Consider the following 9,075-nt stretch of genomic DNA (forward strand, 5'->3'; position numbering starts at 1 on the left):
GCTGCACCTGGTGCTCCCGGTCCCGGGCGACGTCCGCGGCCTGGGTGGCGGCGGCCCGTTCACCGAAGCGGCCCTGCGCTCGGGCGACGCGCTGGTGCTGCCGGACCTCGGCTTCGGCCTGGTGCCGGAGCCGATCGCCGAAGGCCTGGTGCGCTGGACGGTCTATTCGCTGGCGGCGACGGCGACCCCGGAGTACGTCCCGCTCGGCGAGGCCGAGCACGGGCTGACGGACGCGATCCGCGCCGGCGCCGGGGCGTTGCAGGCCCTGGACGTGGCTTCGGACCGGCCGGGCGTGCGTGCGGAGCTGTCGGCCCACCTGCGCTCGCGCCCGGACGTGGACTGGCCGGCCGGGACGCCCGGACGCGCGTTGCGGGTGCTGCAGCGGGCCGAGGAGATCGCGGCGATCCTGGCCATCGCGTTGTCGGACGACCCGGGCGGCGCGTTGTCGGCGTCGGCTTCGACGTTGCGGGCCCAGGCGTTGCGGCCGCTGTCGGACGCGGTCCGGACGGCCCGCTGCGCGGCGGTCGACGAGGCCGTGCGGGTGTTCGCGGAGCAGACGGCCCGCGAAGGCTGAGGTCCCGCGCGATGAGCGAGGACACCTGGGCCGCGGTCGCCGACGATTTCGCCGACGGTGCGTACGCGACCGTCAAAGGGCGCGTACGCACTTATGTGATGCACCGGCAGCTGCTGGAACACCTGCCCGCCCCGCCGGCCTCGGTGCTGGACGTCGGCGGCGGCGCGGGCCACCAGTCGCTCCCGCTGGCCCGCGCGGGCTACGACATCACGCTGCTCGACTCCTCGGCGGCGATGCTGGACAGGGCCCGGCAGCGGCTGCAGGACCGGGCGACGCTCGTGCAAGCCGACGGCGCGGCCGCCGAGGAGGCGGTCGGCGGCCGCCGGTTCGACGCCGTCCTGTGCCACGGCGTGCTCGGCTACCTGGACAATCCCGAACCCGTGCTCGACCAGCTGTGCCGGTGCGTCGCGCCCGGCGGCCTCGTCTCGATCATGACCGGCAACGCCGACGCCGCGGCGGTGCGCCCGGCGATGGAAGGCCGCTGGGAAGACGCCCTGGAGGCGTTCGACGCTCGCACCGAAGTGGGGGTGCTGGGCCTGCCGACCCGCGCCGACACGGTGGCGGAACTGAGCGAGGCGCTGCGCGGCCGCGGGGTGGAACCCGTGGCGTGGTACGGAGTTTGGCTGTTCGTCGACTGGCTGGACCTCAGCGGCGCCGGGCCGGACCCGGCCGAGAGCGAGCGCGTGGCGGCCGTCGAGTTCGAGGCCGGCCGGCGGGATCCGTACCGCCGGCTCAGCCGCGCCTTCCACCTCGTGGGGCGCCGGGGCTAACGGCCCGGGCGCTTCGCCGGTTCGCAGCAGCCCACCGCGCACGGCGCGCCGTTGACCGTGCAGCCCGCCGCCGGGAACGGCGACAGCTTCCGCGCCTGGACCCCGTGCGTGTGCTCGCGGATCAGCTCCACCACCAGCTCCGCGAACCGCGGGTCCGCGCCCGCCGTCGCCGCGCGGGCGAAGGCCATGCCGTGCTCGGCCGCGCGTTCCGCCGCCTCGTTGTCCAGGTCCCAGATCACCTCGAGGTGGTCCGACACGAACCCGATCGGCGAGACGACCACCCCGCGCACGCCGGACGCGTGCAGCGCGTCGATGTGGTCGACGATGTCCGGTTCCAGCCACGGCACCTGCGGCGGCCCGGACCGCGACTGCCACACGACGTCGTACTCCGCGATCCCCGCCTCGGCCGCCACCAGGCGGGCCGCCTCGGCGATCTGGCGCGAGTAGCGGCGGCCGCCTTCCGCGGGCGGGCCCGAGGCGCGGTCGGCGCTCTCCGGCACCGAGTGGGCGGTGAACACCGTGCGGATCCCGGGCTCGTTCCCGAGTGACGCGTGGGCCGCGCGCACACCGTCGGCGGCCGCCGAGACGAACAGCGGGTGGTCGAAGAACTGGCGGATCTTGACCAGTTCGGGGGCACCTTCGCCGACCGCCGCGCGGGCGCGCTCGATGTCCTCGTCGTACTGGCGGCACGCCGAGTAGCCGCCATACGCGCTCGTGGGGAACACCAGGACCCGCTTCGCGCCGTCCGCGGTCAGCGCAGCGAGGGTGTCCTCGACCATCGGGTGCCAGTTGCGGTTGCCGAAGTGCACCGGCAGGTCCACGCCGGCCGCCGAGAGCTGCTTCTCGACCGCGGCCATCGCGTCGCGGTTCAGCTCGTTGATCGGCGAGACGCCGCCGAAGTGCCGGTAGTGCTCGGCGACCTCGAGGAGCCGCTCGCGCGGCACCCCCCGGCCCCTGGTCACGTTCTCGAGGAACGGCATGACGTCGTCGGGTCCTTCCGGACCGCCGAACGAAAGCCACAGCAGCGCGTCGTATCCCACCCCCGTCATCTTGCCGATGTGGCGGCCCGCACGCCGACTCGGGCCAGTTATGAATCGACCAGTCCAAAACCGTGGTAGGGTGTCCGCCATGGCCAGGCCACGGGAATTCGACGAAACCGCCGCCGTCGAGAAGGCGATGCACGCCTTCTGGGAACACGGCTACGAAGCGACGTCGACGCAGGACCTGTGCGCAGCCACCGGACTCGGCCGCAGCAGCGTCTACAACACGTTCACCAGCAAGCGGGCCCTCTTCCGGCGATCACTGGAGCACTACACCCGCACCCGGCTGGACGAGCGCCAGGCGATTCTCGACGGTCCGGGCACCGCGGCCGAGCGGCTCGCCGCGGTCCTCGCCAGTGCCATCGAGGACGATCTCGAGGCGCACCGCCGCGGCTGCCTCGTGGTGAACACCCTGGCCGAGCTCGGCGTACCCGACGACGAAGTGGGCGCCGAGCTGCGGCACGACACCGCCCGGAACCTGACCATGTTCACCGAGTGCGTGCGCGAGGGCGTGCTCGACGGCAGCCTCCGCGACGGCCTGGACCCCGCCGAGGTGGCGGAGTTCCTGCTCAGCACCACCTCGGGCCTGCGGGTCATGGCCCGCCGCGGCACGAGCCGCGAGAGCATGCACGCCGTGGCCGACATCGCGCTTTCGGCGATCGTCGCCCGCTGACCGACCCTCCCCCGGCCGGCTCCGGCGCTGCCCGAGTTTTGAACCGAACGATACACAACCTGGAGGAGAACCCATGCCCCTGGCCGTCTTCGTCCTCGGGCTCAGCGTGTTCGCGCTGGGCACGTCCGAGTTCATGATCACCGGCCTGCTCCCCGGCATGGCCGCCGACCTGCACGTGAGCATCCCCGACGCCGGGCTGCTGATCTCCGCGTTCGCCGTCGGCATGGTCGTCGGCGCACCGCTGCTGGCGATCGGCACCCTGCGCCTCCCCCGCCGCCGCACGCTCCTGGCGATGCTCGGCGTGTTCGTCGCGGCGCACGTCGTCGGCGCGCTCGCCGAGGGCTACGCGCTCCTCTTCGCCACGCGCGTGGTCGCGGCGCTGGCCTGCGCCGGGTTCTGGGCGGTGGCCTTGGCGACGACGATCGCGCTCGTGCCGGTGGACCGGCGCGGCCGGGCGATGGCGGTGCTGGTCGGCGGGCTGACCGTGGCGAACATCGCCGGGGTGCCCGCCGGCACGTTCCTCGGCCAGCACGCCGGCTGGCGGACGGCCTTCTGGGCGGTGGCGGCGGTGACGGTGCTCGCGGTGGTGGGCGTGGCGCTGCTGGTGCCGGAGACGACCGGTGCGGCGGTGAGCGTCCGGGGTGAGCTGCGGCTGTACCGGCGCGGCCGGGTTTGGCTCGCGCTCGGCGTGATCGCGCTGGCGCAGGCGATGATCTTCGCCGCGTTCAGCTACTTCGCTCCCCTGCTGACCGAAACCGACGGGCTGGCCGAGGGCTGGGTGCCCGGCGTCCTCGCGCTGTTCGGCGTGGGTGCCTTGATCGGGATCAGCGTGGGCGGCCGGCTCGCCGACCGGCGGCCGTTCGCGACGCTCTACGGCTGCCTCGGGCTCGCCCTGGCCGCGCTGCTCGTGCTCGCCCTGACCACCGACACGCTCGCGGCCGTGGGGGCCGTGATGGCCTTCGGCATCGCCGGGTTCGGCGCCAATCCGGCGCTGAACCTGCGCGCCTACCAGGCGGCCGGCGACGCACCCACGCTCGTCGGTGCCGGCACGACCTCGGCGTTCAACGTCGGCAACACCGTCGGGCCGTGGCTGGGCGGCGTCGCGATCGACGCCGGGCTCGGCTTCCCGAGCGTCGCCTGGACCGGCATCGCCCTCGGCGTGGCCACACTCGCCGTGCTCACGGTCGCCGCCGCCGTCCAGCGCAGTGACGACCGTGAGCTCGTGGCCGGGTGAAGCTCAGACGCCGAGGAAGTGGACCCCGCCGTCGACCATGATCATCGAGCCGGTGGTGGCGGGCAGCCAGTCCGACAGGACCGCGCAGACGCTCTTCGCCACCGGGTCCGGGTCCGTGCTGTCCCAGCCCAGCGGCGCGCGCTCGCCCCAGCCGTCCTCCAGGTCGACGAAGCCCGGGATGGACTTCGCGGCCATCGTCTTCATCGGGCCCGCGCTGACCAGGTTGACCCGGATGCCCTGCGGCCCCAGCTCCTTGGCCAGGTACCGGTTGACCGACTCGAGGCCGGCCTTCGCGACGCCCATCCAGTTGTAGACCGGCCACGCGACGCGCGCGTCGAAGTCCATGCCGACGTAGGACGCGCCGCGCCCCATCAACGGCAGGCACGCCTTCGCCAGCGACATGTACGAGTACGTCGAGATCTCGATCGCGGTCTTGACGTCCTCGGCGGGCGCGTCGAGGAACGGCGCGCCGAGGCAGGTCTGCGGGGCGAAGCCGATCGAGTGCAGCACGCCGTCGAGGCCGTCGACGTGCTCGCGGACCTTGTCGGCGAGGCCGTCGAGGTGTTCTTGGTTGGTGACGTCCAGCTCGATCACCGGCGCCTCTTCGGGCAGCCGCTTCGCGATGCGCTCGACCAGCGACATGCGGCCGAAGCCGGTCAGCACCACCTTCGCGCCCTCCTGCTGCGCGATCTTGGCCGCGTGGAAGGCGAGCGACGCGTCGGTGATGATGCCGGTGATCAGCAGGCGCTTGCCTTCGAGCAGTCCGGGCACGGGTCCTCCAAGTCTTGTTCGGGTCGGTTTTGCGGTCAGTGGCCGAGGCCGAGGCCACCGTCGACGGGCAGCACGGCACCGTTGACGTAGCCGGCTTCGTCGGAGGCCAGGTACCGCACGGCGGCGGCGATCTCCGACGGCTCGGCGTACCGGCCGGAGGGCACCTGCGTGAGGATTTCCTTCTTGCGCGCCTCGGGCAGCTCGTCGGTCATGTCGGTGTGCACGAACCCGGGCGCGACGACGTTCGAGGTGATGTTGCGCGAGCCGAGCTCCCGCGCCAGCGACCGCGCGAAGCCGACCAGGCCGGCCTTCGACGCGGCGTAGTTGGCCTGCCCGGCCGAGCCGGAGAGGCCGACGACGGAGGAGATGAAGACGAACCGGCCCCACTTGCCGCGCAGCATGCCCCGCGAGGCCCGCTTGGCGACCCGGAAGGCGCCGGTGAGGTTGGCGTCGACGACGCGTTCGAACTGCTCGTCGCTCATCCGCATCAGCAGCGTGTCATCGGTCAGCCCGGCGTTGGAGACGAGCACCTCGACCGGCCCCTGGTGGTCTTCGACGAGCTTGAAGGCGGCGTCGACCTGCTCGGTGTCGGTGACGTCCGCCTGCACCCCGAAGAGGCCTTCGGGCGCCCCCGAACCACGGTGCGTGACGGCGACCCGGTGTCCCTGCTCGGCGAGATCCCGGGCGATCGCCAGACCGATGCCCCGGTTGCCCCCGGTGACCAGAACCGACCGTCCCACTGTTGTTCTCCACTCTTCGTCTGCGCGGCTGACGCGCACGAGGTTATCGGCAGTGCTCACGGGTCGCGCACCCGCGTTGGCGGTGGCCGCGGCCGTCCTGAGCGGGTGTCAGGAACTGCTTCCCGACCTTGGTGGTTACCCGCTGGTTGGTCACCGTGAGTCGCAACACAGCAGCTCGCCGCGGGTCACCCGGACCCGGTCGGCCCCCGGGCGGGCGCCACCGTCCTAAGCACACGTTAGGAACTGCCTCCCCGCCTTGCCGCTCCCCCGCCGGTTGGTCACCGTGAGTCGCAACACAGGAGGTCGACGATGACAACCCGGCTCAGCCGATCCACCCCGCCCGCCGTCAGCGAAAAGCGCGTGATCGGCAACGTGCTGCGCGGCTCGATCGGCAACTTGATCGAGTGGTACGACTGGTACGCCTACGCGGCGTTCACCACCTACTTCGCCAAATCCTTCTTCCCGACGACCGACACCACGGCCGCCTTCCTGGGGACCGCGGCCGTGTTCGCCGTCGGGTTCCTCATGCGGCCGCTGGGCGGGTGGATGCTCGGGCGGTTCGCCGACCGGTTCGGGCGGCGCAACGCCCTGGTGCTCTCGGTGACGCTGATGGCCGGCGGCTCGCTGCTCATCGCCGTCACGCCGAGCTACCACACCATCGGGATCGCCGCGCCGATCCTGCTGCTCACCGCCCGGCTGATCCAGGGCCTGTCGGTCGGTGGCGAGTACTCCACCTCGGCGACCTACCTGTCCGAAGTGGCCACTCCCGGCAAGCGCGGCTTCTACTCGAGCTTCCAGTACGTGACGCTCTACGGCGGCCAGCTCCTCGCCCTGGGCCTCCAGCTGATCCTGCAGGCCCTGCTCACCGAGCAGCAGCTGACGTCGTGGGGCTGGCGGATCGCGTTCGGCGTCGGCACCGTCGCCGCGCTCGTCGTCATGTGGCTGCGGCGCGGGATGGACGAATCCGAGAGCTACCGACGCGAAGCCGGGGAAAGCAACGGGGAAAACAAGGGCGAACGCGGCACCCTGCGCGCGCTGGCCAAGTACCCCAAGGAGATCGCGCTCGTCGTCGGCCTCACCCTCGGCGGCACGGTCGGCTTCTACACCTTCGCCACCTACAGCCAGAAGTTCCTGGAGAACACCGCGCACATCCCGCGGCGGCAGGTCACCATCGTGCTGTTCTGCGCGATCCTGGTCGCCGCCTTCCTGCAGCCGGTGTTCGGGCGCCTCTCCGACCGGATCGGCCGCCGTCCGCTGCTGCTGTTCTTCGGCATCGGCGGCACGCTGCTCACCGTCCCGCTGATGACCGTCATGGGCTCGACCCGCAACCCCGTCGGCGCGTTCTTCCTCGTGCTGGCCGGCCTCGTCATCGTCGCCGGGTACACCTCGATCAACGCCATCGTGAAGGCCGAGCTGTTCCCGACGAAGATCCGGGCGCTGGGCGTCGGGCTGCCGTACGCGCTGACCGTGGCGATCTTCGGCGGCACCGCCGAGCTGATCGCGCAGGCACTGAAGAGCGCCGGGCACGAAACGGTGTTCTTCTGGTACGTCGCGGGCTGTGTCCTGGTGTCGCTGATCGTCTACGGCACAATGCGGGAAACCTCGAAGACCTCGGAGCTGGAACAACAGCCGGCAGAACGCTGACAAGGAGATGGCCGTGCGCGTGCTCCTCGTCGAAGACGACGCGGGTGTCGCCGGCGCGCTCGCCGAGTCGCTGCACGCGCGCGGTCATCCCGTCACCAGCGTCGCCCGCGGGGCCGACGCGCTGCACCACCACCGCACCGCCGACCTCGTCCTGCTGGACCTGGGCCTGCCCGATCTCGACGGCCTCGACGTGCTCCGCAAGATCCGGGCCGTCTCGCCGGTCCCGGTGATCGTGCTGACCGCCCGCGGCGACGAACGCTCGGTCGTCCGCGGGCTGCGGCTCGGCGCCGACGACTACCTCACCAAGCCGGTGCGGCTGGCCGAGCTGCTGGCCCGGATGGACGCCGTCGTGCGGCGGGCGGTGGCCCGGGCCACCCCGGCCGGAGACGTCGTCCGGATCGAAGACGTCGAGATCGACCTCGGCGCCCGCCGGGTGCTGGTCGCCGGGCACGACATCGGGCTCACCACCAAGGAGTTCGAAATCCTGGCCGTGCTCGCCGCGCGCCCCGGCACCGCGGTCAGCCGCCAGCAGCTGATGGACGAGGTCTGGGGCGACGCCTACCTCGCGGTGTCGCGCTCGCTCGACGTCCACCTCACCGGGCTGCGCGCCAAGCTCGACCGGCCGGGCCTGCTCACCACCATCCGCGGCTTCGGCTACCGGCTCGGCCGGGACTGACGCCGTGCGCACCCGGCTCCTGGTGGTCCTGGTCGCCCTGGCCCTCGCGGTGGTCGCCGCGTTCGCCGTGCCGCTGCTGACCGCCACCGCCGAGCAGCGCACCCAGCAGCTGGTCATCTCGCGCACCGCCGACGTCGACCGGTTCGTCGTGCTCGCCCAGCAGGCCGTCGACACCCACGACCCCGCGGCTCTCGCAGCCGACGCGGAGCGCTACGCCCAGCTGTACGGCGAAGGCGTCGTCATCGTCGACGCCCGGCGCCTCCCGCTGGTCCAGGCGGGCGGCCTGACCGCGGGCGACCCGGCGGTGCGCGCGCTGGTGGAAGCGACCATGCGCAACGAACCGGCGCCGCGGGTGGACCGGCTGGACCCGTGGTCGGCGGAACCGGCCTACTTCGCCCGCCCGGTCGGCACCGGCACGCGCGTGTCCGGGGTGGTCGTGCTGCGCGCATCGGTGACGGCGGCGGCCGCGGACGTCGCCACCCGGTGGGGCACCATCGGCGCCGGCGCGGTGCTGGTCGCGATGGTGTTCGTGCTGCTCGCCGTGGTGCTGGCCCGGTGGATGGTGCGGCCGCTGCACGAGCTCGAGACCGGGGTGCTGGCCGTGGCCGGCGGGCACCGCGCGCACGTTCCGGAACGCGCCGGGCCGCGCGAGCTGCGGTCGCTGGCCGCCGAGGTCAACCGGATGTCCGAGGCCGTGCTCGAAGCCGCCGAGCAGCAGCACCGCCTCGTGGCCGACGCCTCGCACCAGCTCCGGAACCCGATGGCGGCCCTGCGGCTGCGCGTCGACTCCCTGGCCGGGCGCATCGAGGGCGACGACACCACCTACCGGGCGACCGTCGCGGAAGTCGAGCGCCTGGAGAAGCTCCTCGACGGCCTGCTCGCGCTCGCGCTGGCCGAGAGCACCGCGACCCGCGTCGCGGCCGGCGGCGCGGACGAGGCCTGCGACCTCGCGT

Annotated in this window: 10 protein-coding genes; 7 read left to right on the forward strand and 3 right to left on the reverse strand. The window is 72.7% G+C overall.

The annotated features are described in order from the left end of the window. The coding region (locus CCN39_RS48145; RefSeq protein WP_143264488.1) for an Rv1486c family protein at positions 1-574 on the forward strand (574 nt) is incomplete at its 5' end. A gap of 11 nt (positions 575-585) precedes the next feature. Next, complete coding sequence (locus CCN39_RS48150) at positions 586-1,344, forward strand: methyltransferase domain-containing protein (protein ID WP_086853892.1); 759 nt, start codon at positions 586-588, stop codon at positions 1,342-1,344. On the opposite strand, the gene CCN39_RS48155 is transcribed toward CCN39_RS48150, so the two are convergent. Continuing rightward, complete coding sequence (locus CCN39_RS48155; protein ID WP_086853909.1) at positions 1,341-2,384, reverse strand: ferrochelatase; 1,044 nt, start codon at positions 2,382-2,384, stop codon at positions 1,341-1,343. The genes CCN39_RS48150 and CCN39_RS48155 overlap by 4 nt on opposite strands. Positions 2,385-2,472: 88 nt before the next feature. Here CCN39_RS48155 and CCN39_RS48160 point away from each other — a divergent pair, with 88 nt between their 5' ends. Beyond that, positions 2,473-3,057, forward strand: coding sequence for a TetR/AcrR family transcriptional regulator (locus CCN39_RS48160; protein ID WP_086853894.1), 585 nt, complete (start codon positions 2,473-2,475; stop codon positions 3,055-3,057). A gap of 73 nt (positions 3,058-3,130) precedes the next feature. Further along, a complete protein-coding gene (locus CCN39_RS48165; protein WP_086853896.1) occupies positions 3,131-4,291 on the forward strand; it encodes a Cmx/CmrA family chloramphenicol efflux MFS transporter in 1,161 nt (386 codons plus the stop codon). Between the two features lie 3 nt (positions 4,292-4,294). On the opposite strand, the gene fabI is transcribed toward CCN39_RS48165, so the two are convergent. Both fabI and fabG read right to left on the reverse strand, forming a co-directional pair. Continuing rightward, positions 4,295-5,062, reverse strand: coding sequence for an enoyl-ACP reductase FabI (gene fabI / locus CCN39_RS48170; RefSeq protein ID WP_086853898.1), 768 nt, complete (start codon positions 5,060-5,062; stop codon positions 4,295-4,297). 35 nt (positions 5,063-5,097) lie between these two features. Then, complete coding sequence (gene fabG, locus CCN39_RS48175; protein ID WP_086853900.1) at positions 5,098-5,802, reverse strand: beta-ketoacyl-ACP reductase; 705 nt, start codon at positions 5,800-5,802, stop codon at positions 5,098-5,100. 309 nt (positions 5,803-6,111) lie between these two features. Here fabG and CCN39_RS48180 point away from each other — a divergent pair, with 309 nt between their 5' ends. The 3 genes from CCN39_RS48180 to CCN39_RS48190 form a co-directional block, all read left to right on the forward strand. Then, positions 6,112-7,446 (forward strand): MFS transporter, encoded by a 1,335-nt coding sequence (locus CCN39_RS48180; protein ID WP_086853902.1) that lies wholly within the window; start codon positions 6,112-6,114, stop codon positions 7,444-7,446. A 7-nt stretch (positions 7,447-7,453) separates the two neighbouring features. After that, positions 7,454-8,122 (forward strand): response regulator transcription factor, encoded by a 669-nt coding sequence (locus tag CCN39_RS48185; protein ID WP_086853905.1) that lies wholly within the window; start codon positions 7,454-7,456, stop codon positions 8,120-8,122. A gap of 4 nt (positions 8,123-8,126) precedes the next feature. Continuing rightward, positions 8,127-9,075, forward strand: a 949-nt coding sequence (locus CCN39_RS48190) for a HAMP domain-containing protein (RefSeq protein ID WP_086853907.1), incomplete at its 3' end; no start/stop codon positions are given.

The sequence above is a fragment of the Amycolatopsis kentuckyensis genome (assembly GCF_002155975.1).
GTDB classification, from domain to species: domain Bacteria; phylum Actinomycetota; class Actinomycetes; order Mycobacteriales; family Pseudonocardiaceae; genus Amycolatopsis; species Amycolatopsis kentuckyensis.